Origin of the sequence: Microbacterium sp. SORGH_AS_0862 (assembly GCF_030818795.1) — a bacterium.
Taxonomy (GTDB): Bacteria; Actinomycetota; Actinomycetes; order Actinomycetales; family Microbacteriaceae; genus Microbacterium.
Genome location: NZ_JAUTAY010000001.1, coordinates 2,883,599 through 2,905,688, shown reverse-complemented (window position 1 = coordinate 2,905,688; position 22,090 = coordinate 2,883,599). Strand labels below are relative to the sequence as shown.

Sequence of the window (22,090 nt, the reverse complement as noted above, 5' to 3'; positions counted from 1 at the left end):
ATTCTCGCAGGCGGACGCGGGTTAGTCCGGCACCGCGTCGCGGGCGCGCTCCGCCTCCGCCGCGGCGGCCTTCGAGGCGGATGCGGCCTCTCGCAGCCGTTCCTCGCGACGGGCGAGCTCCTTATCCGCCGCCTCCTCGTCCGACATGAGCCGCTCGAGTTGCGCGCGGACCTCGACGACCCGCTCGCGCACCAGGTCGGCGTGCTCTCGCGCCTTGCGCTCGGCCGCCTCGGCGGCAACCCGCTCCCGTTCCGCAGCCGTCGCGGTGCGCTCCGCATCCCGCGCCGCGCGTTCCGCCACCTTGCGCGCACGGCGCACCGCGAGCTCGTCGGGATCGGATGCGGGGCGCTCGGCCGTCTCGCCGGGCGGGGAGCCCGCGACGACCTCCGCCGCGTCGAGGTCGTCGAGCGTTCCGGCATCCAGCGGCTTGCGGAGGCGCCCCGTGAGGACGGCCGCGGCGGCGCGGGCATCCATGACGGCCGCGTTGATCGTCTGAGCGACGGCCTCGCGGGCGGCATCGGCGAGCGGGTGCCCCGCCCCCGCGGCGAGCGCCGCTGCGCGTTTCGCCAGAGACGCCACGAGCTGCTGGCGCTGGGTGCCGAGCCGGCGAAGCTCCGCCGCATCCAGATCGTCCTGCGCCTCGCGGAGCGCGGCGGCGAGGTCGACGGCCTCCGCCAGCTGCCCGTCGGCGACGAGCAGATTCACCGCCCACGCAGCGACGACGGGTTTGCGCAGCGCCTTGATCCGTACGGCGTCGGCCGCATCCGCCGTCGCTGCCCGCTGGTCGCGGGCGGCGATGAACGCGTCGGGCGGCAACCGGTACAGCGCGACGGCGACCTCGTCGACGGAACTCCCGGATGCGGCGGCCATGGGCCCATTCTGCCGCGGCGCCGGTGGCTGCCGGCCGGGCGTTGCCTCGCACGGGCGTTCGCCCGTCTCGGCTCACTCCGGTGGGCCGTCCGAACTCCTGCAAAACAGCACGCAGGGAGCACAGCAGTGGGCGACTGGGTTCGGATTGCAGGAGTTCGGGCGCGGGAGGCGCCGGGCGCGGGAAGCGCCGGGCGCATGACCCTCTGCAGCCAGAACCGGGGCGGGCGGGCCCGCGCGGTATCGAAAGCGACGGCACCAACTGAGTTGCGCGCGAGGCGACGTGTCGTCCCGCTTCGGCTGTCCGTCGCGCAGACGCGCAGACGCGCAGCCCGAACTCCTGCAGATTCGGATGCGCGCCGCCGCCGCGACGCCGCAGGCGCTCGGTCTGCAGGAGTTCGGTTGCAGGAGTTCGGGGTCGGATACGCCCCTTGGGACGAGGAAGCAGGAACGACGAAGGGCCGCGCATCCGCAGACGCGTCGGCCCTCATCGAGGTATGGGATCAGTCCCAGTCGAGGTAGTCCTCGATCGCCCACGACACGGCGCCGGTGTGGGTCGCGGGGAACAGGTGCTTGCCGCCGTCGACGTTCACGACACTCACCAGCTCGGGCGCCGATGCACGCAGGTCCTCGCCGTTCGACGGGGGCGTGATGCGGTCGTCCGCGCCCTGCACCACGAGCACCGGAACACCGGCTGCCAGCGCGGGGAGCTCACCGAGCGCCTCGCGGGCGGCGCGCTGCAGGCCGTCGACGTCGGCGTCACGGAGCTCCTCCGGCGCGTCGGAGAGGTCGAGCTCGTCGGAGCCGGCCGCCCCCTCGACGCCGAGCAGAAGGACGCCGTTCACCCGGTCGTGGTGGTCGATCGCGACCAGACGCGCGACCGTGCCGCCGAAGGCGTGCCCGCCGATCCAGGCGTGGTCGATACCGAGGTGATCGAGCACATCGACGACGTCCTGTGCGAGCTCATGCAGCGAGACGGCCGCATCCGTGGGGCGACGCGTGCCGATGCGCACGACACGGAAGTCCTCCTGCGCGACGGAGTGCCCGAGCGCCTCGAGGTAGCCGATGTTCAGGCCCTGCGCCGGCAGCAGCACCAGGCCGGGACCGTCGCCCTCGACCGCGAACGGGATGGCGCGGCCGTCGGGCTCGAAGATCTGGGTGTCCGTCATGCGGGAGTCCTCTCGCGGAAGGCGGGATCGAAACGGCGATCGGGAACCGGGGCACCGTGTGCCGCAGCGGTGATCGCCTCGGAGAATTTACCAGCCGCGGATGCGGTCGCCTCAGCGCCCGGCGCGGCGCAGCTGCCCGCCGATCACGACGAGCAGACCGCCCATGCCCGCGGCGAACGCTGAGACGCCGTAGGCCAGCACGGACGTGAACAGCGAGGTACGCAGGGCGGATGCGGTGGACAGGGCGGCACTCTGCTTGCGCAGGTCGGTCTCCTCCTGGCTCCCCTTCTCGACCTTCTGCAGCGCCGCGCTGATGTCGGCGTAAGTGCGACCACCGGCACCGCGCTCCGCGTTGCCCTTGATGACCTGTGCCTCGATGTAGGCGGTGACCGGGCCCTGGACGGGCGCCCCGGCGAGCGCGGGTGCGTTCGCCGGCACGGTGATCTTCTCGGCACGCAGCTGGCTCGTGACCGTGGCCCACGCGGCGGCGCCCACGGCGGCGAACAGCGTGCCGGCGGCGATGGCGTAGCCGCCGGCACGACGGACGGAGGAGAGGTCGGAGCGCGTGCTCATGCGGGTCCTTTCGACGGAGACTGTCGTGTGCATCATCCCAGGCCGACGGATGCGGCGCGCGAGTCGCGGCCGTGTGATTCGGGTGGTCGGGTCACGGCAACCACCCGACGATCAGATCATGGATGAGATTGACCAACCCGAAGACGGCGAACGCGGCCCCGAGAACCCACCACCAGTCCTCCTTGACCGACAGCCGGCGCCCCTGCCGCGCGACCCCACGGCCGCGCCCCGGCCCGCTGGGGAGCTCGCCCGCGAGATCGGCCGAGTGCTGCAGGCGATCATCCCGCCAACCTTCCCACCGCAGCAACCGCTCGGAGAGGGCGTCCACGGTGGTCAGCAGCCGCTCCCACAGCGCCGGATCGAGTGTCGCGAGTTGACCGGGATAGTAGAGGAACAGGTAGTCGTCGACGAGTTCGACGTCGAGACGAGCCGCCTCGTCGACGAAGACCGCCATCGTGTCGGGCGAGAAGAGATACAGCGCATCCGTCTCGTACCCGTCCGGGCAGTAGAGGGTGAAGAAGCGGTCGAAGTCGCCCTCGAGGGACAGACGCTGGTTCTTCGCGAAGGCGATCGGCAGCCTCGGCCGACCGATTGTGTTGTTGCCGTGCGCGTCGAGCACGATGCGCGGCAACGCGACGGGAAGGCGCATCGCCGCATAGCCCCACCGATACGTGCTCGTACTCCTGCCCGAGCCCGTCGTGCATGTGTGATTGCCGATCTCCAGCGCATATCCCGCGCGGCGCCGAAGGATGTCGGTGACGAACGCAGATGACTGCCCGGGCCGTGTGAAGATCACCCCCGGCAGGGGCGGGGCCGGCGCGTACGGTTCGTAAGTGAATCCATTGGCGTCGGCGAAGCCGTTCAGCCGGTACGGACGCACTCCCATTCGGCGCCGGACCGCGTCCACGAGCACCACCACGCCGATCACAGGCGGTATCGCGAGCGGAAAGAGGATGACGATCAGCCCCCAGTCCTCGTCGGCGAAGAACGACCCGTCAAGGATCACCAGCCACATCACGAGAAGCGCCAGCGGGAAGGCGATGAGGACCACGGCGCGTGTCAGGACGCCGGCCAACCGCGGACGGACAGTGGACGGAAGGGAGCGCCGGTAGTCGCGGAGCTGCCGACGATCGATCCGCGAGGTCAACGGAGCGATGTCGACGGTCACGCGCGTCATCCTAGGATCGCCGCGTTCATGTCAAGGCTCGCCCGCGGCCTGCGGCCGTGCGATTCGCAGATCAGGCCCCCTCGCCCCGCGCACTCGAGAGGATGCCGTTCACGATCGCGCGCGTCGCCCAGCGGCTGCGCTCCTCGGGGCTCCCCGCCGTGAACAACGCCGCTCCTGCTGCACGCAGCTCGGGATGGCGGCGCGGCTGTGCCGCATCCAGGATCTGGGTGAGATCGGACAGCTCCTGCCCGCCGCTCGCACGCGCCGCCCACTCGGCCGCGGATGCGGTGGCGTGCTGCAGAAGCAGATCGACGCCGCGCGCCGCGTCCTCACCGTCGACCCCTGCCGAGCGGAGGAGCCGCATCAGGAGTTCGAGCAGGTCGAGGTAGTGAATGCCGTCCGGCCACGTGGTGAGCGCCGCAGATGCGAGACCCGGCTGGCTCGCCAACAGCCGCGCGTAGTCGTCGAGCACGCGCTCTAGACGGTCTCGCCACGGCTCGCTGTGGTTGACGCTCATCGTCGTTCTCCTGGCGGATGCCATGGATCTCGTCGACTCGACCATCACGAACATCGCGGCGCCATCGATCGTGGCCGATCTGGGTGCGGATGCGAGCCTGATCAAGTGGCTCGGCGCCGCCTACGCCCTGGCACTCGGTTCGCTTCTCGTTCTCGGCGGGAAGGTCGGAGACAAGTTCGGCCAGCGCGGCACCTTCCTCGTCGGGATGAGCGGATTCATCGCCGCATCCGCTGTCGCAGGACTCGCTCCCACACCGGAGATACTGGTCGCGGCGCGCGTGGGGCAGGGTCTGTTCGGAGCGTTTCTCATCCCTCAGGGCATGGCGATCATGACGGCCACCTTCCCGAAGCCGATGCTGCAGAAGGCGTTCAGCGTCTTCGCGCCCATGCTCGGCGTCTTCGCGGTGGCAGGTCCGATCCTCGGCGGTCTGCTGATCGACGCGGATCTGTTCGGTCTGCAGTGGCGACCGGTCTTCCTCATCAACCTCGTCCTGGGCGGGATCGCCCTCGTCATGGCCGTGAAGTACCTGCCCCACGTCCCCGCGCGCCCCGTAAACCGCATCGACGTGCTGGGCAGCGTGCTGCTCGTCGTCGCGCTGTTCGCCATCCTGTTCGGCCTCATCGAGGGATCGAGCGAAGGATGGAGCGCGCTCGCGCTGTCGGCTATCGCGGTGGGCGCCGTGGTCTTCGCCGGCTTCGTCTGGCGTCAGGCCCGGACGAGCGAGCCGCTGCTGGCTCGCAGCCTGCTCGCCAACCGCGGCTTCACGGCGGGACTCATTGTCGGCCTGCTCGTCTTCGCGGCCTTCAGCGGACTGATGTACGTCATCTCGCTGTTCTTCCAGTTCAGCCTCGGCTACACCCCGACCCAGACCTCGCTCAGCCTCATCCCCCTGACGATCGGGATCATGGGCGGATCCGGCATCGCCGCGGCACTCATCGTCAAGCTCGCCCGGAGACTCGTCGTCCTCGGCCTCGTGGCCGTGCTCGCCGGTATCGGCCTCATGCTGTTGTTCGTCACGATCGCGGGCACGAGCGTGGCGTGGTGGCAGCTCGCCGTGGCGACCCTGTTGATGGGCGTCGGTGCGGGGATCTGCTTCAGCTCGATCTTCAACACCGCACTCGGCGACGTCGACGCGCAGGATGCGGGGTCGGCGAGCGGGTCGCTCAGCGCCGTGCAGCAGGTGGCGAACGGCATCGGATCGGCGCTCGTCACGAGCATCTTCCTCACGCTCCTTCCCACCGGGGACATCGGCGCCGTCTCGGTGACGCTCGTGGCCTTGCTGGTGGTCGTCGCCGTGTGCCTGCTCGCCGTGCCGCTTCTCCCGCGGACGGCGGTCGCCGAGGTGGAGTGAGGATCCGCGCGTCAGGGAGCGTCGACCGCGCGGCGATCCCCACGCGTCGAGGGCGCGCTCACCACGAGGAACCGAACGTCCGCGGGTCCCGGGTTCGCGAAGCGATGCGGCACGCCGGCCGGAACCTCGACACCCTCGCCCACCGAGAAGTCGATGACGCCGTCAGCGGTGTGCAGGTGAGCACGACCTTCGAGAACATAGAAGAACTGTCGCGCGGTGTCGTGGACATGCCACTGCTCCCCCGCCCCCGCGGGCACCCGTTCCTCGATGACCGAGAGGTCGGGGCCGTCGACGAGGCGCCATCCCTCGGACACCTCGCCCCAGCTGTAATGCGCGGCACTCTGGCGGCTGACCGGCGTGAGCTCCTCGCCCATCATGAAGGGCCGATGACCATGAGGCGGCCGGGGTCGGGGAACGGTTCGAAGCCCACGCGGGCGTAGAGCTCGTGCGCGTCGAGCGTCGAGAGCATGAGGCGCTTCAGACCGAGCGGGCGCATCGCATCCACCACGGCGGAAGCCAGGGCCTTGCCCAGCCCGCGGCCGCGCGCTTCGGGTGCCACGTACACGTCGCACAACCATCCGAAGGTGACGCCGTCGGTGACGACGCGGGCGTAACCCACCTGCGCGCCTCTCAGGTCGTAGACACCGAAGTTCACCGAGCCGGCAGCTGCGCGCTGCACGACGTCGAAGGAACGTCCGATCGCCCAGAACGCATCGGTCGACAGCCACTCGTGCACCCGCTCGAGGTCGATGCGGTCGCGGTCGGTGTCGATCTCGTAGGCGCCCGCCAGCGGGATGCGGACGCGAGGGATGAAGGCGTCTGTGTCCAGTCGGGAACGGTCGTCGTCACTCACGCAGCCAGCGTAGGACGATCGCTCGGCCGGAGGCGTTCGGGGCGGAAGCCGTAGCCCACCAGGCGCGGCAGGAGGCGGCGCGCGAGCGGGATGGCGATGCGCAGCACGATCCGCTCCCGGCGCGTCGGCGGATTGTGCAGGATGCGGGCCCGCGGGCGTCCGATCGCGCGGTGCACGACCTGCTGGAGACGCTGCATCGTGCGCGTGGGCAGGACTCTCCGGCGCTGTAGCGCAGCACACGCCCGGTCGATCGCAGCGGGTCCATCGCCGAGTGCGGGAACGAGGAGGCGCGCCGCGGCGACCGCATCCTGGATCGCGTAGTTGATGCCGACGCCGAACGCCGGGGACATGGCGTGCGCCGCGTCACCGATGAACAGCAGGCCGGGCTGCCACCAGCGCCGCAGGTGGTTGATCTCGACCGAGAGGAGCTTGACGTCGTCGAAGGAGGCGACGGCACCCAGCTCGGATGCGATCGGCGGCGCGGCCCGCGCCACCCGCATCCGGAATGCCTCGATCCCCCCCCTCGCGGATCACGCCGAACGAGCCCTTGCCCACCACGAGCCCGCACTGGAAGTACCCCGGCCGCGGGATCGTGATGAGCATGCCGCTGCCGGAGAGCCAGGCGAGCGTGTCGGGCACAAGCGTCGCAGGCTCGGGCACGCGGAACCACAGCACGTCGATGCCGACGCCCGTCACCACCGGCGACACACCGACCGTCTCGCGCAGTGTCGAGCCGCGGCCGTCGGCCGCGACCACGAGTGCCGCGTCGACGCGGAGGGGACCGTCGGCTGTCACGGCGTGCACCCCGCTCACGCGAGAGCCCGTGCGCACGAGATCCGTCACGTCCGCGCCCATCAGCAGCGTGAAGCAGGGCTCGCGCCGGGCGGCATCGGCGAGGAGATCGAGCAGATCCCACTGCGGCATGAGCGTCAGCATGCGGTTCGCACCGCGGAGGGTGCAGAAATCGATCGCGTGCAGCCGCACACCGTTCACCACGGCGTCGAGCGTCTCGAGCGGCCGGTGCTCGATGGCGTCGAAACCCCTGCGCAGACCGAGCGCGTCGATGATGTCGAGCGTCGACGGATGCACCGTGTCGCCCCGGAAGTCGCGGAAGAAGTCCGTGTGCTTCTCCAGCACGACGACCTCGACCCCGGCACGGGCGAGGAGTAGCCCGAGCATGATGCCGGCCGGACCTCCCCCGGCGATGCAGACCTGGGTGCGAAGGGTGCGCATGCGCTCAGTGTCGCGGATGCGGGGAAGCGAGGCCAGTGTCAGGTGGCGCGTTGCTAGGTTCAGACCGTGAGCACATCACCCGCGAGGCCGTCGCCGCGAACGGACGCCGCGCCGATGGCGTTCACGTTCCGCGAGTTCGCGCGCGGGGCGTGCAGGGCGTGGCTGTGGTTTCTGCTGCTGTCGACACTCGCGTCGACGGCGATGTTGCATTGGGGTGCGCTGGTCGCGCTCATGTACGCAGTGCCGTGGTCGGTCGCCGCACTCCTCATCGGTTCACCACTGGCGTGCGCCCTGGGGTGGATGATGCGGCGCACCGCTTCCGTCCCCCGTCACCTGGTCGCGTTCACCGCCTTCGGCGCGGTGGTCGGCATCGGCACGACCACCGTCGCCTTCGCGGCACCCTGGTCCGACCTTTCGGGCGATGGGATGAACGCGGTGTCTGTCCCCGCCGTGGCGATGTGGATCGCGGCGACCGTCGCGGTTCCGCTCGGCTGGCGGTTCACCTCGAAGCGCGCGCTACGCGGCGACGCCGCAGAGCTCGGCGTCGTCTCCCCCGCGTAGATCCCACGCGGTGCGGCCTGCGACGCGCGATGATGAACCATGCCCGGTCGCCGCCGTCCCGATGTCACATCGCTCGAGCTGGTCGGCGGACCGGAACCGGTGACCGTCGGCATCCGCGACTACGACCCGAGCTGGCGCCTTGCGTTCGCGGAGCATCGCGACCGCATCCGTCTGGCACTCGCCGACCGGTACGTCGAGATCACGCACATCGGCTCGACGTCCGTGCCGGGTCTCGCCGCGAAGCCCATCATCGATGTCCTCGTGACCGTCGAGGACATCACCGCGGAAGAGGACTACCTGGACGCGCTTCTCAGGTCCGGCTACGAGCTGCGCGTACGGGAGCCCGGTCACCGCCTGGTGCGCACACCGGAGCGGAACGTGCACGTGCACGTCTACGAGCACGACGCCCGCGCCGTGGACGAGTACCTCCTGCTGCGCGACCGGCTGCGAACGGATGCGGCGGATCGCGCGCTGTATGAGCAGACCAAGCGCGAGCTCATGCAGCGCGACTGGGAGGACATGAACGCCTATGCGGATGCGAAGACCGCTGTCATCGATGCGATCAAGGAGCGCGCCCGGGCGGCTCGGCGCTAGCCGCCGGCACCGTTCTCAGGACGTGGTGGACGCCGCCGGATGCGTGCGCTCGACACTCTCGACGAACTGCCGGAGGCTGTCGATCTCTGGAAGGTCGACCCAGAGCCGGATGCCACCGTCCTTGGCGCCCGCGCCGTTGACGACGGCGGCACCGCCCAGACGGTCGATCAGCGGCCCCACCTCGCGGGCCGCGGCGGCGGGGAGATATCCCACGCCGCGTCCGTTCGAGGTCACCGAGATGCCTCCTCTGTCGCGGCGCGAGTGCTTTGCGCGACGCAGGACGTAGGTGCGACGCTCGTCGCCGTGCCGCTCGCGGTCGTTGACGATGTAGTGCGTCCGCTCGAGCGCCACCGGCTGCGAAGGCAGGTGCCGCAGGTCCGGCAGATCAGCGTGACGGCCGACGCGACCCGTCGTGATGTGCAGCAGTTCTTCCCACCATGTCGGCATGTGCGCCCTCTTCTCGGTTCGATATGCCATCACCGAGGCGGAGCACTCCCCTACTGTGTCACGTCCCGCTGGGCGCCCCTGACCGGCATCATCCATCAACGCTCGCGCCGCAACCGCAGCTGACACGTCTCGTCAGGCCGGCGATTCGGCTGCGCTGCTCGACGAGCGGGCAGCCGAACACGTCGCGCTCGCTAGGCGAGTGCGGTGAACTCGCTCGCGCCGCGAGGAGCGTGGGCGGTTCGGGGCATGGTCGCGCGGAACTCGTTCATGACCCTCGCCGCCCCCATCACGAGCGCGGCGTACGCTCGTGACCGCCCTCACCGTCCCACTCGGACAGCTGCGCCGCATCCGCGTCCGACTGCCCAGACGCACGGAAACGCACGGACTCGGCAAGAGCGACCACGGCGCCTGCTCGCGTGTGCTCGTGATCGGCCGCATCCTTCATGCGCACGTCCGCGGCGTCGCGCACGGCACGCACACGCTCGCTGATCTCGGCCAGTCGGTCCATCAGGACAGCGGCGAGTCCGTCACGCAGTTCCTCGAGGTTCGTGTTGGCGATCTCGAGCCGCCGATCCGAGGCCCAGCGTGGCGGCGTCTGCGCCGCCCGTTCGTGTCTGTGTCTCCATAGCCGGACGTTACGCCTGCCACATGTACCTCTCACAGGTTGGGCGAAACGTCGGCGCGCCGCGCTTCGCGCACCACTGTTGTCCACGGATCGTGCGCCTCTGGCGAAGTTCTTCGGCTCTTCCGGTTACGATCGCGGCAACGGCGCGGTTCTGCAGGTCCGCGCCCATGCAGAACGCGAGGACCCACGGTGCCCTTCAGAAGCAAAGCGACGCTCGAGACCTGGCTCGACGAGTTTCACCGTTCACGCGAGGCGGGAGACCTCATCCGGGTCGCGGTCCAAGACGGATCCGAGGGCGGTGACACCGGGCTCGTGCTCGTTCCGCTGCGCACCGCGCACATCTCGATCTACATGGAGCCGATCGAGATCGGCGACGCACGCTGGCGTGTGACGTTGGAACCGCAGACGGAGACGACGGTGCTCACGAGCTTCGAGTTGCAGCATCTCGCCGCGGAACTCTCGGTCGCCGCCGAACTCTGTGCGTTCCTCGAGGCGAAGTCCGTGGGGCACGTGGAGGACTGACGCTCCCGGGCGCAGAGCGCACAGCGGGCCGAATGCCTCACGGATCTCCGCGTATTACTCTTCGGTCGACGCTGCGTAGACATTGTGCGAGATCGCGACGAACCCCTCGGGGGCGGGCTGCCCGTCGGGAACGACGACGAACCTCTGCGGACCGCGTCCCGAGACTGTCATCTGTCCGCCTGCTCCCCCGCATCCTGTCGCCCAGTGATCGTCATCAGGAGAGAAGAGGATGCAGACCTCCGCTGGTCTGCTCCCCCGCGCCAGCCAGACCTCGGTGCCCTGGTGCTCGGCAACCCATCTCATCGATTCGAGATCGAAATTCGCCAGCGTATCCTCCGGCACTGTGTCCGGCAGCCCTCGCGTCTCGGTGCTGTCCAGATCGGAGTAGCCGGCCGCACTCGTGCAACCGGCGAGCGCCAGCGCTGCCGCGGCGAACGCGAGAGCTGGGGCGAATCGTCGTCGAGGCGTCATACCCCCACTCTGGCAGCAGCACAGGGTGCGCTGCATCACGGATTCCCCGTGGTCACCCGTCGAACTCGTGGATCGGCACGTACTGCGCGCCATCGCCCAGACGGTCCACGAGCACCTCGGGGCACGGCTGCTCTGGATCGTCCCACGGGCGATGCCAGTCCATGAGGCGGTCGTCGAGGAACCGGATGCGGACCGAGAAGCACGTATAGATGGCGGGCGGCCCGGCGTAGGCCATGACGGCCGCGGCGCCGACGTCGCCGTCGTGCCGCGGCGCCTCGTCGCGGAGCCCCGAGGAGGCGAAGACGTCGACCACGAGCACGATCTCTTCCACGAAGGACGCGTCGCCAGACTCCCACCGGTAGCTGTGGGTCAGAACGGCCGGAGCCGTGGGGCCGAGCGATGTGGGCGCAGTGCCGCCGTCCCAGTACGTGTCCCGTTTGAGGGCAGCCACCGCATCCGCCCGCGTCGCCCCGGTCTCGCGCAGATCGGTGATGCGGGCGACGAGGCCGCCCTCCATGGCATCCATCTGTCGCCAGAGGACGCCGTCGTAGGACTGCGCGCATCCGCTGAGCGCCAGAACAGCGACGGCCACAACGACGGCGACAATACGACGGATCACGCGTGCAGACTATTCGCGATTACGGTGGGGCCATGGATGCGAGCTGCGACGTCTGCGAGACCGCGCTCGTGCACAACGACGGAAGGCCTCCGCACGACATCGCCATCCAACGCACGAGCGAAGAGCTGCAGCGACGTGTGAACGACGGCCGGATGCGGTTCATCCGCGGCGACGTGGCACTCGGCGACATGCTCGCGCTGGCGGAGTCCGATCTGAAGTTCACGATCATCAGCTACCTGGAGTGCCTGACGTGCGGCCGAACCTGGTTCTGGGGGCTCTGCATCCGTGGAGCGCCGATCTACCGGGCCGTCGATGCCGACGCGCCGTTGCGGGAGCGGTGGGAAGAGGTGCCGCCGCGCGAACGGTGGGCACGCGACGCCGCATCCTGAGCTAGACGGCCGGCGTCATCCGTTCGACCGGAAGCCACAGCTCGGCATCCAGAGCCCTCTGAACGGTGTCGCCTCCGGATCGCCGCGAGCGCAGCCGCGAGGCGCACGTCAGCGTCGGAAGCAGTCTCCAACGCGGAGAGCCGCTGATCGAGGACGAGCAGACGCTCCTCGACCCCTGCCCCCTCGAGGCGAACCTCACGCGCGCCGATGTCGCTCGGATAAGGATCTCCCAGGACGCCCATCACCTCACGAAGGACGTTCTCCCATTCACTGCCGAGGAACAGCGGAAGAGCGCGCAAGGCCTCTTCGGCGGTGTCGCCGCCCCAGTACCGGAAGTAAGAACCGAATCCGCCAGAGCTGACCTCCTGGCGCATGTCGAGAATGGCAAGGATCCCGCGCTCCTGATCTGAGAGTGACGCGCGGCCGGTCTCAGATCGGGCTTCGTAGAACTGCCAGAGGTCGTTCGCTGACCTCGAAGCACGTCCGCTCTGGGGAGTCGCCTGTCATGATTCTTCATCCACGGGAACGATGGTTCCGCCGAATCCGTCGTAGCGACCTCCGTGCGTCGCGGCGATACCCACGAATTCATGGATGACGCGCGCAACATCGGCGTCGGTGAGGGCATCATCTCTGGAGGCGGTCAAGGATGTACGCAGCAGCCCCGGCTCGACGGAGACTCGGAAGTCCGCATCTGCGAGCGCCTGAGCCGCGGCCTCCGCATTCGACCTTCTCCGAAAGGAGAAGAAGTGATCGAGCTCTCGGTGCTGCTCGAGTCGGTCACCGAGCTCGCGCCGTTGTTGCTTCTGAGCCAGCCAGTTGGCCAGGTGGTCGGAAGGGGACGAAGCACGCATACGGACATTCTGTCGGTCGGCCGACTCGGCTGTGGCAAAGCCCTATCTTCGGCCCATGATCGCGTCAGCGAACCGGGCACGCATGCCTGCTCGCCGGATGCTGCGAGGAAGTGAACTCGACGACCTCGCTCTCCCGGTCATCCGTCGAGTTCAACGCGGGTGCCGCCACCCATATCGGCATCGGTGTCCGTCACGGTCGCGTAGACGCCCGAAGGCACACCGGGCAGGGCTGCTACCTCGCGGGCCAATGCGATGAGATCCGCCTCGGGCGCGCCGTGAACGAAGAACAGATACTCATCACCGAGCTGCTCTCCGTCATCGAACATCTCGCCCTTCGACCCGTCGAGTTCGAAGAGGAACTCCATCACGGAATCGATCCAGGGAAAGGGGTACTCGCCCTCTGGCACGCCGCTCGGCGTCAAAGGCACGTGGATTTCGACAAGGAGCTCGGCCATGGAAGCGATAGTGCCAGTCCGCGCGGCTCGCTCAGTTGTTGAAGCGGAACTCCACGACGTCGCCGTCCTGCATGACGTAGTCCTTGCCTTCGAGGCGTGCCTTGCCCTTCGCACGGGCCTCGACGACCGATCCCGTCGCGACGAGATCGTCGAACGAGATGACCTCGGCCTTGATGAAGCCCTTCTCGAAGTCGGTGTGGATGACGCCGGCGGCCTGCGGCGCCTTCCAGCCCTTGCCGATCGTCCAGGCACGCGCTTCCTTCGGACCCGCGGTGAGGTAGGTCTGCAGGCCCAGCGTGTCGAAACCGATACGCGCGAGCTGGTCGAGACCCGACTCGTCCTGGCCCGTCGACGCGAGCAGCTCAGCGGCTTCCTCGGGGTCGAGGTCGATCAGCTCCGACTCGATCTTCGCGTCGAGGAAAACCGCCTGCGCGGGGGCGACGAGCGCTGCGAGCTCGGCCTTGCGGTCCGCATCCGTGAGCACGTCCTCGTCCACGTTGAAGACGAAGATGAACGGCTTCGCTGTCAGCAGGCCGAGCTCCTTGATGGGAGCCAGGTCGATTCCGGATGCCGACAGCAGCTGCCCGCGCTCGAGCGCGTCCTTCGCTGCCTGCGCCGTCTCAAGGACGATCGGCTCGAGCTTCTTGCCGCGCACCTCTTTCTCGTATCGCGTGATCGCGCGCTCGAGGGTGTCGAGGTCTGCGAGCTGCAGCTCGGCGTTGATGGTCTCCATGTCGTTCTTCGGGTCGACGTTGCCGTCGACGTGCACGACGTCGGAATCGGCGAATCCGCGCACGACCTGCGCAATCGCGTCGGCCTCGCGGATGTTGGCGAGGAACTTGTTGCCGAGCCCCTCCCCTTCACTCGCGCCGCGCACGATGCCCGCGATGTCGACGAACGACACGGCAGCCGGCAGGATGCGCTCGCTGCCGAAGATCTCGGCGAGCTTGTCGAGGCGCGCATCGGGCAGGTTGACGACACCCACGTTCGGCTCGATCGTCGCGAACGGGTAGTTCGCCGCGAGCACCTGATTCTTGGTCAGGGCGTTGAACAGGGTGGACTTGCCGACATTCGGCAGCCCGACGATTCCGATGGTAAGAGCCACGGGCATCAAGTCTAGGCGTCCCACGGCTCGGCACCCGCCGGGGGCGCTGGGTTGGCGCGCCCGGTCCGCCCCAGCGCGCGCCACACGAGCCAGCCCGCCGCATCCGCAGCTCGGAGGAACGCACGAATTTCGGAGGATGCGGCACAAAACCTCCGACGTAACGCCGAATCTCCGACGTCCGTACGCCCGAGCAACCACCGCCCGGACTACCAGCCCCACCACGCAGCCCCGGATGCCCCGACCCCGGCGCGCCTCACCGGGCGTCGCGGGCATCCGGGTGAGGGTGAGAGCGTGTCACTGGATTTCACCGCGATCGACTTCGAGACGGCGAACTCCTCCAGCGCTTCGGCGTGCGCGGTGGGTCTGGCCCGCGTCCGCGGCGGCCGCATCGTCGCGACCGCGGGGTGGCTGATCCGTCCGCCCGAGGGTCACGATCGCTTCTTCGAGTTGAACATCGGCATCCACGGCATCCGCCCGGAGCACGTGGTGGACGCGAAGGGCTGGAGCGAGCAGCTCGACGACATCGCGGCGTTCGCCGGCGCGGACGTGCTCGTCGCGCACAACGCCGGGTTCGACATGGCGGTGCTGCGGCGCGCGTGCGCCGCGACCGGCGACATCTGCCCGCCCTACCGCTACGCCTGCAGCCTGCAGCTCGCGCGCCGCACCTACGACCTGCCGAGCTACCGGCTGCCGATCGTCGCGGCCGAGGCGGGCTTCGCGGAGTTCCGCCACCACGACGCGACAGCGGATGCGGCCGCGTCCGCTGCCATCATGATCGATGCCGCGCGGCGCTGGGATGCGCCCGACATCGACGCCCTCGCCGAGGCCTCCCGCATCCGGATCTGCGAGATCGACACGGCGGTCGCCGCGGCCGCCTGACCGGCGATGTCCGCGGCTCCGGGCATGCTGTGCTCATGGACCCCGTGATCCTCCTCGTCGCCGCGCTGTGCCTCGCGGCCGGCATCGCCCTCGGCTGGTTCGCCGCGCACGCCCGCGCCTCCGGTCAGCAGGGCGCGCTCTCGGCCCGCGCCGCGGCCGCCGAATCCGCCGCTGCGGCGGCGCGCGCCGAACTCGAGCGGCAGGGTGGGCTGTACCGCGAGTTCGTGGAGCGTCAGCGCGCCGAACAACGCGAACGCGACGACCGCGATCGTCGCGAGAACGCCGTCGTGGCCGCCCTCGCCCCCGTCCGCGACACCCTCGCGCAGGTGCGGATCAAGGTCGACGACCTCGAGCGAGAGCGCCACGCCCAGTACGGTGCTCTGGCCGAGCAGCTTCGCCGCGCGCAGGAGACCGACGACCTGCTGCGCGACACGACCGCGTCACTCTCCTCGGCGCTGCGCTCGACGAGCACCCGCGGCGTGTGGGGCGAGGTGCAGCTGCGCCGCGTCGTCGAGGCGGCGGGACTCACCCGCCACGTGGACTTCGACGTGCAGTCATCGATCGGCTCGGATGCGGGCTCGGGTCGCCCCGACATGATCGTGCGGCTCCCCGGCGGCAAGGCCATCGCCGTCGACGCCAAAGTGCCCCTCGACGCGTTCATCGAGGCGCAGGCGATCGCCGAGACCGCTCAGGGCGAGGACGCGATGCGCCGCCGCGCGCTCCGCGACAAGCACGTGAAGGCTCTGCGCGCCCACATCGACGCGCTCGCGAAGAAGCAGTACTGGGCGGGAATCGAATCGAGCCCCGAGTTCGTCATCTGTTTCGTGCCGAACGAGGCACTGCTGGCGACGGCGCTCGACGAAGACCCCGCACTGCTCGACTACGCGTTCCGCCAGCGCGTCGCGCTCGCTTCCCCCGTCAACCTCTGGGCGGTGCTCCGCACGGTCGCCTACACGTGGACGCAGGAGGCGGTCTCCGACGACGCCCGCGAGCTGTTCACGCTGGGCACACAGCTCTATGAGCGACTCGGCGGGCTCACCAAGCACATCGACGACCTGCGTCGCGGCATCGAGCGCACGGTCGACGGCTACAACCGGTTCGTGGGTTCGCTCGAGAGCCGCGTCCTGGTGACCGCGCGACGCTTCCCGGGTATCGACGAGACCAAGCTGGATGCGGTCGCCTCCCCCGCCGCGCTCGAGTCGACGCCGCGTCGGCTGAGCGCCCCAGAGTTCACCGCTGCTCTCGACGAGGTGCGGCGGGCCGCATCCGACGACGCGGAAGAGCACGCCTCCGCCGACGGGGCACAGCTGCCGGCATCCCCCGCCTGACACGCGTGTTCGCCCGTCGCGGATACGCCTGCGCGGGCGCGCGTTCCCGACGACGATGAGCGTATGAAGCTCCTCGTTCTCGGCGGCACCGCGTGGCTCGGACGCACGACGGCCGCATCCGCGATCTCCGCCGGCCACGACGTCACCTGCGCGACCCGCGGCACGGACGTTCCGGATGGAGCGCGGCACGTTCGCGTCGACCGCGACGACCCCGACGGCCTCGCGCCCCTCGCCGACACGCGATGGGATGCGGTGATAGACGTGTCCCGCCAGCCCGGGCAGGTGCGGCGCGCCACGCGCGGGCTGCGCGCCCATCGGTACGTCTTCGTCTCGACGTGCAACGTGTACGCGAGCCAGGCAGAGATCGGCGCGGACGAGTCGGCGACGCTGCTGGATCCTCTCGACGTCGACGTGATGACCGACCCCGAGGACTACGGGCGCGCCAAGGTCGCCTGCGAGGATGCGGTGCGCGAGGTCTTCGGCACCGACCGATCGGCCATCGTTCGCCCCGGGCTCATCGGCGGTCCGGGCGACCCGACAGGACGCAGCACGTACTGGCCGCGCCGCTTCGCCGCTCCGTCGAACCCCGACGGTGTCGTGCTGGCGCCCGACGCACCCGGCTTGCCGACCGCGCTGATCGACGTGCGAGACCTCGCCGCGTGGCTCGTGCGACTCGCGGAGGGCGCGGGATCGGGCGCCTTCAATGCCCAGGGCGAGCCGCATCCGCTCCCCGAGCACCTTGAGGCGGCGAAAGCTGCCGCCGGGCACCGCGGCGAGGTGGTCACGGCAGCAGAAGACTGGCTCGCGGCGCAAGGCGTCAACGAGTGGTCCGGGCCGCGGTCGCTGCCGCTCTGGTTGCGTGACGAGACGTGGTACGGGATGAACGCGCGGTCAACGGCCCGCGCCGTGGGCGCGGGACTCGATCGTCGACCGTTGGAATCGACCCTCGCCGATGTGCTCGGCGGGGCAGTCGTGTCGGGAGCGGGGCTCACCGACGAGGAGGAGCGCGAGCTGCTCGCGCAGCTGCAGCGGTAGGTCAGGCGCCGCCGGGCACGAAGCTCAGCAGCAGGAGAACAACAGCGGACACACCGACGAACGCGCGCGATCGCCCACCACGGGCTCGGCTGGTGGCCCTCCTCCCGACGGACACGGAAGAGGACGTCGGGGCGACGGGCGGGGTCGGGGTTGTTGACCGCCACGGCGTCGGCGACGACGGCGAGCGCTCCGGTGTGCGGATGCGCGTTCTCCTGGGCTGCGGACATCGTTCGTCCCTTCGTCTCGGTGCAGAGATCGATATCGACGGTGATACGACGTCGTTCATTCTGCCATCTGCCGATGCAGCCGCCCCGGAGGCTTGCGCTCCGCCCCCGCATCCGTGTCTCACTTGTGCACGCTGCACGCCCCCAAGCCGTGAACAACTGAGACACGAACCCGAGGCAACCGAACCAAAGGGGGCAGTGCGCAAGCCTGCGCCGGGCATGTCCCATCTGTTGCGGTTATCGCCCCGTGCCGCACCGCAGCGGAGATCAGTCCGGCCGCAGCACCTGCTCTGCGCGACGCACCGCCTCGACGCCGCCGGCATCGAGAGCGTCGCGGTGTTCCGGATGCTGCCGATAGAACTCCACGAGCACTGCCACGAGGTTCGGGTCGGAACCGAGGCTGAGGGAGGGCGCCGTGATCAGCGGCGCGCCGCCCGCGCGTAGCAGCGAGAGCTTGGCTGCGGGGGCCGCAACGACCGACACCTGCGCCAGCTCTTCCCATGACCAGTCCAGCGCGCCGCATCCGCGGATGCCCGTCAGGCCGCGCGACGTGAGTGTCAGCCCCGCGGGGACGCGCAGTCGCACGATCCGCACCACGAGCGTGGCGATCCCGATGACGCCGAGGATGTAGGGCCCGCTGCGTGTCAGGCGCGGCCCCCACGGCGCCGGCAGTCCGTTCAGATCGATGAACAGCTGCGCGGCGGCGGGGAGCAGCAGCGAGACGGCGATGAAGAGCATCGGGATCGATCCCACCCGCAGGGGGACGAAGCATAGGCATCCCGGTCGATCGTCGATGGTCAGCGCACGCGACACGACGCCCCGGAACGTGATGAGCAGCGCGATCCCGATCACCATCAGCATGACCGCCAAGGCCCCGAAGAGGATGCGCTGGCTCAGCTCGTCACTGACAGCGGCGATGAGACCGACGACGACGGAGGCCAGAACCACACCCCACCCGAGCGGACGGGGGTTGCGGCCTCGCGGAAACACGGGCACTTCCCCGCCGAGGAGCGGGAGCCGAGGGGTCATCCGCCGAGTAGTCATCGACCCATCATCCCGTCGGCTGCAAGCGTGTCCCACTTTCTGCACAGATCAGCCCCTGAACTTGCCGCAAGTGGGACATGCGCTGCAGAAAGTGGGACATGCCGACCGGGCTCACCTCCCGAGAGACTCAGGTCAGAGGCTCAGCCCTCGACCGTCACAGCCACTTCGAGGTGAGGTGCTCGCTCGAGATGCGGCGGAGGGTGCCGGAGGCACCGCGCAGCACGACGCTCTCGGTGTAGATGTGCTCACCCTCGCGGCGCACACCGGCGACCAGCTGACCGTCGGTCACGCCCGTGGCGACGAAGATCGTGTTCTTGCCCTTGACGAGGTCCTCGGCCTCGTAGACAGTGCCGTCGACCTTGAGGCCCGCGTCGATCCCGCGCTGCTTCTCGTCGTCGTTGCGCGGCGCGAGACGGCCCTGGATGTGGCCGCCGAGCGCCTTGATCGCGCAGGCGGTGACGATGCCTTCGGGGCTCCCGCCGATCCCCACGCACATGTCGGTGCGGGCGTTGTGGCGGGCGGCGTTGATACCGCCGGCGACATCGCCGTCGCTCATCAGGCGGGTTCCGGCGCCGGCCTCGCGGATCTCCTCGATGAGCTGATCGTGGCGCGGACGGTGCAGCACCGACACGACGATCTCGTCGACGGGCTTGCCGAGCGCCTTCGCGAGCAAGCGGATGTTCTCGCCGATGGGCAGGCGGATGTCGACGACGCCGACGCCGGCGGGACCGGTGACGAGCTTGTCCATGTAGAAGACGCTGGACGCATCGAGCATGGCGCCGTGGTCGGCGACCGCGATGACGGAGAGCGCGTTGTTGCGTCCGGCGGCGGTCAGCGAGGTGCCGTCGATCGGGTCGACCGCGATGTCGCACTTCGGTCCTCGTCCCGTGCCGACGTGCTCGCCGTTGAAGAGCATGGGCGCGTTGTCCTTCTCGCCCTCGCCGATGACGATCACACCGTCGAAGTTCACGGTGGTGAGGAAGGCGCGCATCGCGTCGACCGCCGCCCCGTCGGCCATCTCCTTCTGGCCGCGCCCGATGAAGGGAACGGAGCGGATGGCCGCAGCCTCCGTCGCACGCACGAGCTCGAGCGCGAGGTTACGGTCGGGATGCAGCGGGCTCATGTCCGCGGTAAGGCTCACCATGCGGCCCAGCCTAAGCAGGATCCCGCAGAGCGGACGCGACTTTCGCCTCCGAAGTCGCGAAGAATTCGACGTTCTTTCAGCAGGAGGAAATCCACCGCCCCGCGGCGATATTCCTGGCGCCCGCAGCACCCGGTCGCCCGCATCCCCTTCGATAGAGTGACGGGTAACCACTGCACACAGCAAGGAGCGGACATGCCCGTCGCAACACCCGATCAGTATGCCGAGATGCTCGACCGCGCGAAGGCGGGCGGCTTCGCGTACCCGGCCATCAACGCGGCGAGCTCGCAGTCGATCAACGCGATCCTGCAGGGCCTCACGGAAGCCGGTTCCGACGGCATCATCCAGGTCACCACCGGCGGCGCCGACTACTTCGCCGGCCACACCGTCAAGGGTCGCGCGACCGGCGCGATCGCCTTCGCGAAGTTCGCCACCGAGGTCGCCAAGAACTACCCGATCACGGTCGCCCTTCACACCGACCACTGCCCCAAGCCCGCGCTCGAGGACTTCGTGCTGCCGCTGATCGCCGCATCCGAAGAAGAGGTCAAGGCCGGCCGCAACCCGCTCTTCCAGTCGCACATGTGGGATGGCTCGGCTGTTCCCCTCGACGAGAACATCGCGATCGCCAAGGAGCTGCTGCCCCGCATCAAGGCGATCAACGCGATCCTCGAGGTCGAGATCGGCGTCGTCGGCGGCGAAGAGGACGGCGTGAAGCACGAGGGCTCGAACGAGGCGCTCTACACGACCACGGCGGATGTGGCCAAGGCCGTCGAGGCCCTCGGTCTCGGCGACGCCGGCCGCTGGATCGCGGCGCTGACCTTCGGCAACGTGCACGGCGTCTACAAGCCCGGCAACGTGAAGCTGCGTCCGGAACTCCTCGGTGAGATCCAGGAGGGCATCGCTGCGCAGTTCGGCACCGGCCCGAAGCCCCTCGACCTCGTGTTCCACGGCGGCAGCGGCTCGACCCCGGAAGAGATCGCCCTCGCGGTCGCGAACGGCGTCGTGAAGATGAACATCGACACCGACACCCAGTACGCGTTCACCCGCTCGGTCGCGGGCTTCATGTTCTCGAACTACGACGGTGTCCTGAAGGTCGACGGCGAGGTGGGCAACAAGAAGGCCTACGACCCGCGCGCCTGGGGCAAGGTCGCGGAGTCGGCCATGGCCGCCCGCGTCGTCGAGGCGACGCAGCAGCTCGGCTCCGCCGGCAAGTCGCTCGGCGCCTAACCCGACGTCCTCACCGCGAATGCCCCGGCTCCGGCCGGGGCATTCCGCGTTTCAGGATGCGGCGCGCTCCATCGCCGCGGCCGCCTCACGCTCGGCGAGCCGCCGCACCGCGTCGCGCCGATCGCCGAAACGGTCCGCGGTGAACATCTCGGCCAGCTGCGGGAACACCGCCCATCCGTCGGTGAGCGTGACCACGGTCAGCAGCAGCTGCCCCGCATCCGACTTCGAGACGCCGGGAAGCGCTCGCTGCACCGCGCCCACCTTCGAACGGCAATGCTCTTCTCGAACGGTGCGGCCCGGCACGTCTCCCCCGCGCACCAGACCCTCCCAGGCCATCAAGCGGCCGATCTCCGGCTTGCGCACGATCCGGTCGAACAGACGCGCAGCGTACGCACCGATGGCCTGCGGCCCCTCACCCTCGAGCGGTACCTCTTCGAACACCTCGGCGAGCTCGTGCACGATGACGGCTTCGAACAGAGCGTCTTTGTTGCCGAAGTAGGAGTAGATCCGCTCCTTGTTGATTCCGGCGGCCTCCGCGATCCGGTCGATGCGCGCACCGGCGGGACCGTGCTCGGCGAACTCCGCGGTCGCGGCGGACAACAGCTGCCGCCGGGTACGTTCGGTGTCCCAGGCCATGCGAACGAGTCTAGACGAGACTCCAACTATTCAGTTGCAAAATTGCACGCGCCGGTCTAGGTTCATCTCCAAACGAACAGTTGGAGATGTGATGACCGACCCGAACACCACCCCTCGCCCCGCGGCACCGAGCGTGCACGTGCGCGCGCTTCTCACCTGGATCGCGATCTTCCCGCTCGTCGCCGTGGGAATGACTGCGCTGTCAC

Annotated in this window: 28 protein-coding genes; 9 read left to right on the top strand and 19 right to left on the bottom strand. The window is 69.3% G+C overall.

Translation table 11 applies throughout. The features are described 5' to 3' along the window. Positions 1-21: 21 nt before the first annotated feature. The 5 genes from QE377_RS14235 to QE377_RS14215 form a co-directional block, all read right to left on the bottom strand. Positions 22-870, bottom strand: coding sequence for a transposase (locus QE377_RS14235; protein WP_307324439.1), 849 nt, complete (start codon positions 868-870; stop codon positions 22-24). Between the two features lie 500 nt (positions 871-1,370). Further along, complete coding sequence (locus QE377_RS14230) at positions 1,371-2,036, bottom strand: alpha/beta fold hydrolase (protein ID WP_307324437.1); 666 nt, start codon at positions 2,034-2,036, stop codon at positions 1,371-1,373. A gap of 111 nt (positions 2,037-2,147) precedes the next feature. After that, entirely contained in the window at positions 2,148-2,609 is a 462-nt protein-coding gene (locus QE377_RS14225; protein ID WP_307324434.1) for an aromatic ring-opening dioxygenase LigA, read from the bottom strand. Between the two features lie 91 nt (positions 2,610-2,700). Further along, positions 2,701-3,777 (bottom strand): hypothetical protein, encoded by a 1,077-nt coding sequence (locus tag QE377_RS14220; protein ID WP_307324432.1) that lies wholly within the window; start codon positions 3,775-3,777, stop codon positions 2,701-2,703. Between the two features lie 70 nt (positions 3,778-3,847). Next, positions 3,848-4,294, bottom strand: a complete 447-nt coding sequence (locus QE377_RS14215) for a TetR/AcrR family transcriptional regulator C-terminal domain-containing protein (protein WP_307324429.1) — start codon at positions 4,292-4,294, stop codon at positions 3,848-3,850. Here QE377_RS14215 and QE377_RS14210 point away from each other — a divergent pair. After that, positions 4,284-5,645, top strand: a complete 1,362-nt coding sequence (locus tag QE377_RS14210) for an MFS transporter (protein WP_307324426.1) — start codon at positions 4,284-4,286, stop codon at positions 5,643-5,645. The genes QE377_RS14215 and QE377_RS14210 overlap by 11 nt on opposite strands. An 11-nt stretch (positions 5,646-5,656) precedes the next feature. Here QE377_RS14210 and QE377_RS14205 read toward each other — a convergent pair whose 3' ends face one another. The 4 genes from QE377_RS14205 to QE377_RS14190 are packed head-to-tail and all read right to left on the bottom strand — an operon-like array spanning position 5,657 to position 7,731. After that, positions 5,657-6,022, bottom strand: a complete 366-nt coding sequence (locus tag QE377_RS14205) for a cupin domain-containing protein (RefSeq protein WP_307324423.1) — start codon at positions 6,020-6,022, stop codon at positions 5,657-5,659. Further along, positions 6,019-6,498, bottom strand: a complete 480-nt coding sequence (locus tag QE377_RS14200; protein WP_307324421.1) for a GNAT family N-acetyltransferase — start codon at positions 6,496-6,498, stop codon at positions 6,019-6,021. Before QE377_RS14200 ends, QE377_RS14205 begins: the two co-directional genes overlap by 4 nt. Then, positions 6,495-6,959: an FAD-dependent monooxygenase gene (locus QE377_RS14195; RefSeq protein WP_307326035.1), complete on the bottom strand. Its 465-nt coding sequence runs from the start codon at positions 6,957-6,959 to the stop codon at positions 6,495-6,497. The genes QE377_RS14200 and QE377_RS14195 overlap by 4 nt, the downstream gene beginning before the upstream one ends. Next, positions 6,862-7,731, bottom strand: a complete 870-nt coding sequence (locus QE377_RS14190) for an FAD-dependent monooxygenase (protein WP_307324419.1) — start codon at positions 7,729-7,731, stop codon at positions 6,862-6,864. The genes QE377_RS14195 and QE377_RS14190 overlap by 98 nt, the downstream gene beginning before the upstream one ends. Positions 7,732-7,797: 66 nt before the next feature. On the opposite strand from QE377_RS14190, the gene QE377_RS14185 reads away from it, so the two are divergent. Beyond that, positions 7,798-8,292, top strand: coding sequence for a hypothetical protein (locus tag QE377_RS14185; protein ID WP_307324416.1), 495 nt, complete (start codon positions 7,798-7,800; stop codon positions 8,290-8,292). A gap of 39 nt (positions 8,293-8,331) precedes the next feature. Then, the gene (locus QE377_RS14180) at positions 8,332-8,886 is read left to right on the top strand and encodes a GrpB family protein (protein WP_307324415.1); all 555 of its coding nucleotides are present in this window, start codon (positions 8,332-8,334) and stop codon (positions 8,884-8,886) included. Between the two features lie 15 nt (positions 8,887-8,901). Here the strand turns inward: QE377_RS14180 and QE377_RS14175 are convergent, their stop codons facing one another. Beyond that, on the bottom strand, positions 8,902-9,333 hold the full coding sequence (locus QE377_RS14175; protein WP_307324413.1) for a hypothetical protein: 432 nt from the start codon (positions 9,331-9,333) through the stop codon (positions 8,902-8,904). A 286-nt stretch (positions 9,334-9,619) separates the two neighbouring features. Then, entirely contained in the window at positions 9,620-9,841 is a 222-nt protein-coding gene (locus QE377_RS14170) for a hypothetical protein (protein WP_307324410.1), read from the bottom strand. A gap of 306 nt (positions 9,842-10,147) precedes the next feature. Between QE377_RS14170 and QE377_RS14165 the strand changes: the two genes are divergently transcribed. Continuing rightward, complete coding sequence (locus QE377_RS14165; RefSeq protein WP_307324408.1) at positions 10,148-10,480, top strand: hypothetical protein; 333 nt, start codon at positions 10,148-10,150, stop codon at positions 10,478-10,480. 54 nt (positions 10,481-10,534) lie between these two features. On the opposite strand, the gene QE377_RS14160 is transcribed toward QE377_RS14165, so the two are convergent. Both QE377_RS14160 and QE377_RS14155 read right to left on the bottom strand, forming a co-directional pair. Next, positions 10,535-10,951 carry a hypothetical protein gene (locus QE377_RS14160; RefSeq protein ID WP_307324405.1) on the bottom strand — a complete coding sequence of 139 codons (417 nt, stop codon included), beginning with the start codon at positions 10,949-10,951 and terminating at the stop codon, positions 10,535-10,537. Positions 10,952-11,003: 52 nt separating this feature from the next. Further along, the gene (locus QE377_RS14155) at positions 11,004-11,570 is read right to left on the bottom strand and encodes a hypothetical protein (protein ID WP_307324402.1); all 567 of its coding nucleotides are present in this window, start codon (positions 11,568-11,570) and stop codon (positions 11,004-11,006) included. 32 nt (positions 11,571-11,602) lie between these two features. Between QE377_RS14155 and QE377_RS14150 the strand changes: the two genes are divergently transcribed. Continuing rightward, positions 11,603-11,959 (top strand): hypothetical protein, encoded by a 357-nt coding sequence (locus QE377_RS14150; RefSeq protein WP_307324400.1) that lies wholly within the window; start codon positions 11,603-11,605, stop codon positions 11,957-11,959. Between the two features lie 503 nt (positions 11,960-12,462). Here QE377_RS14150 and QE377_RS17385 read toward each other — a convergent pair. From QE377_RS17385 to ychF, 3 genes are all read right to left on the bottom strand, one after another. Continuing rightward, positions 12,463-12,810, bottom strand: a complete 348-nt coding sequence (locus tag QE377_RS17385; protein ID WP_373459536.1) for a ribonuclease E inhibitor RraB — start codon at positions 12,808-12,810, stop codon at positions 12,463-12,465. 137 nt (positions 12,811-12,947) lie between these two features. Beyond that, positions 12,948-13,265 (bottom strand): glutamyl-tRNA amidotransferase, encoded by a 318-nt coding sequence (locus QE377_RS14140; protein ID WP_307324394.1) that lies wholly within the window; start codon positions 13,263-13,265, stop codon positions 12,948-12,950. Positions 13,266-13,296: 31 nt separating this feature from the next. Beyond that, positions 13,297-14,370 carry a redox-regulated ATPase YchF gene (gene ychF / locus QE377_RS14135; RefSeq protein WP_234075039.1) on the bottom strand — a complete coding sequence of 358 codons (1,074 nt, stop codon included), beginning with the start codon at positions 14,368-14,370 and terminating at the stop codon, positions 13,297-13,299. 291 nt (positions 14,371-14,661) lie between these two features. Here ychF and QE377_RS14130 point away from each other — a divergent pair, with 291 nt between their 5' ends. The 3 genes from QE377_RS14130 (at position 14,662) to QE377_RS14120 (ending at position 17,612) form a co-directional block, all read left to right on the top strand. Beyond that, complete coding sequence (locus tag QE377_RS14130; protein WP_307324393.1) at positions 14,662-15,249, top strand: exonuclease domain-containing protein; 588 nt, start codon at positions 14,662-14,664, stop codon at positions 15,247-15,249. A gap of 35 nt (positions 15,250-15,284) precedes the next feature. Continuing rightward, complete coding sequence (locus tag QE377_RS14125; RefSeq protein ID WP_307324386.1) at positions 15,285-16,577, top strand: DNA recombination protein RmuC; 1,293 nt, start codon at positions 15,285-15,287, stop codon at positions 16,575-16,577. Positions 16,578-16,640: 63 nt separating this feature from the next. Then, positions 16,641-17,612, top strand: a complete 972-nt coding sequence (locus QE377_RS14120; RefSeq protein ID WP_307324383.1) for an NAD-dependent epimerase/dehydratase family protein — start codon at positions 16,641-16,643, stop codon at positions 17,610-17,612. Positions 17,613-18,103: 491 nt separating this feature from the next. Here the strand turns inward: QE377_RS14120 and QE377_RS14115 are convergent, their stop codons facing one another. Both QE377_RS14115 and glpX read right to left on the bottom strand, forming a co-directional pair. Then, a complete protein-coding gene (locus QE377_RS14115; protein WP_307324378.1) occupies positions 18,104-18,784 on the bottom strand; it encodes a hypothetical protein in 681 nt (226 codons plus the stop codon). Positions 18,785-19,034: 250 nt separating this feature from the next. Further along, positions 19,035-20,024, bottom strand: coding sequence for a class II fructose-bisphosphatase (gene glpX / locus QE377_RS14110; RefSeq protein WP_307324376.1), 990 nt, complete (start codon positions 20,022-20,024; stop codon positions 19,035-19,037). A 192-nt stretch (positions 20,025-20,216) separates the two neighbouring features. On the opposite strand from glpX, the gene fbaA reads away from it, so the two are divergent. Beyond that, positions 20,217-21,248: a class II fructose-bisphosphate aldolase gene (gene fbaA / locus QE377_RS14105; protein ID WP_137417482.1), complete on the top strand. Its 1,032-nt coding sequence runs from the start codon at positions 20,217-20,219 to the stop codon at positions 21,246-21,248. Between the two features lie 51 nt (positions 21,249-21,299). On the opposite strand, the gene QE377_RS14100 is transcribed toward fbaA, so the two are convergent. After that, the gene (locus QE377_RS14100; RefSeq protein WP_307324372.1) at positions 21,300-21,884 is read right to left on the bottom strand and encodes a TetR/AcrR family transcriptional regulator; all 585 of its coding nucleotides are present in this window, start codon (positions 21,882-21,884) and stop codon (positions 21,300-21,302) included. Between the last annotated feature and the right edge of the window lie 206 nt (positions 21,885-22,090).

Coding starts and splice junctions, on each gene's coding strand:
- QE377_RS14100 (WP_307324372.1), bottom strand. CDS start 21,884: ATGGCCTGGGACACCGAACGTACCCGGCGGCAGCTGTTGTCCGCCGCG.
- glpX (WP_307324376.1), bottom strand. CDS start 20,024: ATGGTGAGCCTTACCGCGGACATGAGCCCGCTGCATCCCGACCGTAAC.
- QE377_RS14230 (WP_307324437.1), bottom strand. CDS start 2,036: ATGACGGACACCCAGATCTTCGAGCCCGACGGCCGCGCCATCCCGTTC.
- QE377_RS14180 (WP_307324415.1), top strand. CDS start 8,332: ATGCCCGGTCGCCGCCGTCCCGATGTCACATCGCTCGAGCTGGTCGGC.
- QE377_RS14235 (WP_307324439.1), bottom strand. CDS start 870: ATGGCCGCCGCATCCGGGAGTTCCGTCGACGAGGTCGCCGTCGCGCTG.
- QE377_RS14205 (WP_307324423.1), bottom strand. CDS start 6,022: ATGATGGGCGAGGAGCTCACGCCGGTCAGCCGCCAGAGTGCCGCGCAT.
- QE377_RS14170 (WP_307324410.1), bottom strand. CDS start 9,841: ATGGACCGACTGGCCGAGATCAGCGAGCGTGTGCGTGCCGTGCGCGAC.
- QE377_RS14190 (WP_307324419.1), bottom strand. CDS start 7,731: ATGCGCACCCTTCGCACCCAGGTCTGCATCGCCGGGGGAGGTCCGGCC.
- QE377_RS17385 (WP_373459536.1), bottom strand. CDS start 12,810: ATGCGTGCTTCGTCCCCTTCCGACCACCTGGCCAACTGGCTGGCTCAG.
- QE377_RS14175 (WP_307324413.1), bottom strand. CDS start 9,333: ATGCCGACATGGTGGGAAGAACTGCTGCACATCACGACGGGTCGCGTC.
- fbaA (WP_137417482.1), top strand. CDS start 20,217: ATGCCCGTCGCAACACCCGATCAGTATGCCGAGATGCTCGACCGCGCG.
- QE377_RS14225 (WP_307324434.1), bottom strand. CDS start 2,609: ATGAGCACGCGCTCCGACCTCTCCTCCGTCCGTCGTGCCGGCGGCTAC.
- QE377_RS14215 (WP_307324429.1), bottom strand. CDS start 4,294: ATGAGCGTCAACCACAGCGAGCCGTGGCGAGACCGTCTAGAGCGCGTG.
- QE377_RS14125 (WP_307324386.1), top strand. CDS start 15,285: ATGGACCCCGTGATCCTCCTCGTCGCCGCGCTGTGCCTCGCGGCCGGC.
- QE377_RS14140 (WP_307324394.1), bottom strand. CDS start 13,265: ATGGCCGAGCTCCTTGTCGAAATCCACGTGCCTTTGACGCCGAGCGGC.
- QE377_RS14120 (WP_307324383.1), top strand. CDS start 16,641: ATGAAGCTCCTCGTTCTCGGCGGCACCGCGTGGCTCGGACGCACGACG.
- QE377_RS14150 (WP_307324400.1), top strand. CDS start 11,603: ATGGATGCGAGCTGCGACGTCTGCGAGACCGCGCTCGTGCACAACGAC.
- QE377_RS14160 (WP_307324405.1), bottom strand. CDS start 10,951: ATGACGCCTCGACGACGATTCGCCCCAGCTCTCGCGTTCGCCGCGGCA.